At 74.8% G+C, this 1,314-nt stretch carries 1 protein-coding gene; it reads right to left on the bottom strand.

Annotated elements, in window-relative coordinates:
• On the bottom strand, positions 1-1,300 hold a 1,300-nt coding region (locus ACYVE9_RS27185; protein WP_461030544.1), incomplete at its 3' end, for an acyltransferase domain-containing protein.
• Positions 1,301-1,314: the final 14 nt, after the last annotated feature.

Genomic DNA, 1,314 nt, shown 5'->3' with positions numbered 1-1,314 from the left:
GGTGGCCGCGGCGGACGGCGGGGACGAACACGGCGTCCGCGCCGGTGTCCTCGGGGTCACCGAGGGCCGCCCCGGCGAGCGCGGTCAGCGGCCCGTCCGGTCCGACCTCCAGGAAGCGGCGGGCTCCCAGGTGCCGGAGTGCCCGCACGCAGTCGTGGAAGCGGACCGGTTCGCGCACGTGCCGGACCCAGTACTCGGGGTCGGTGAGTTCTCCGGGGGCGGCGGCGGTGCCGGTGAGTCCCGAGACGATCGTCAGCAGCGGCTCCCGGTAGGTGAGCGAGGCGGCGACGGCGCGGAACTCCTCCAGCACGGGGTCCATGAGGGGTGAGTGGAAGGCGTGGCTGACGTGCAGCCGGGTGGGGCGGCGGCCGAGCGCGGAGAAGTGGGCGCAGATCTCGGCGACGGCTTCCTCCGTCCCGGAGACGACCGTGGCGGCGGGCCCGTTGAGGGCCGCTATTCCGACGGTCTCATCACGTCCGGCGAGCAGCGGCAGTACCTCGTCCTCGCCGGCCGGGAGCGAGGCCATGGCCCCGCCGGCGGGGAGGGCCTGCATCAGGCGTCCTCGGGCGGCGACCAGCGTGCAGGCGTCGTCGAGGGAGAGCACGCCGGCGACGTGGGCGGCGGCGATCTCCCCGACCGAGTGCCCGGCGAGCAGGTCGGGGCGCAGGCCGAGGGACTCCAGCAGGCGGAACAGGGCGATCTCGAAGGCGAACAGCGCCGGCTGCGCGTTCGCGGTGCGGTTGAGGATCTCGGCTGCCCGGTCGGCCTCCGCCTCGGTGCCGGGGGACACGAACACCGTGTCGCGCAGGTCCGGGAGCCGTGCGCACACCTCGTCGAAGGTTTCGGCGAACACCGGGTGGGCGTCGTACAGCTCGCGGCCCATGCCGGGGCGCTGGGCGCCCTGGCCGGAGAACAGGAGGGCGGTCCGGCCGCTCGTCCGCGCGGTGCCGGTGACGGTCGGCGGTCGGACGGTCCCGTCGGCCAGCGCCTCGAGCTGGCTGAGCAGCGCGGCGCGTTCCGCGCCGATCAGCACCGCCCGGTGGGGCAACGGTGTCCGGGTCGTCGCCAGTGACAGCGCGGTGTCCGCGAGCGGTACGCCGAGGTGTTCGCGCACGTGGTCCAGCAGGCGGGCGGCCTGGCCGGCGAGGGCATCGGCGGTGCGGGCCGTGACGATCCAGGGCACGTCGCCGGCATCGGTGGTCTCGGGGTCTGCGGTCGGCAGGTCCGGTTCTGTCTCCGGGCCGGTGGGTGCTTCGAGAATGACGTGGGCATTGGTCCCGCTGATACCGAACGAGGACACCCCAGCCCGCCGCG

The organism is Streptomyces sparsus (genome assembly GCF_054776295.1).
The sequence above is the reverse complement of the archived record's forward strand: the minus strand, read 5'-3'. Positions and strand labels throughout refer to the sequence as shown.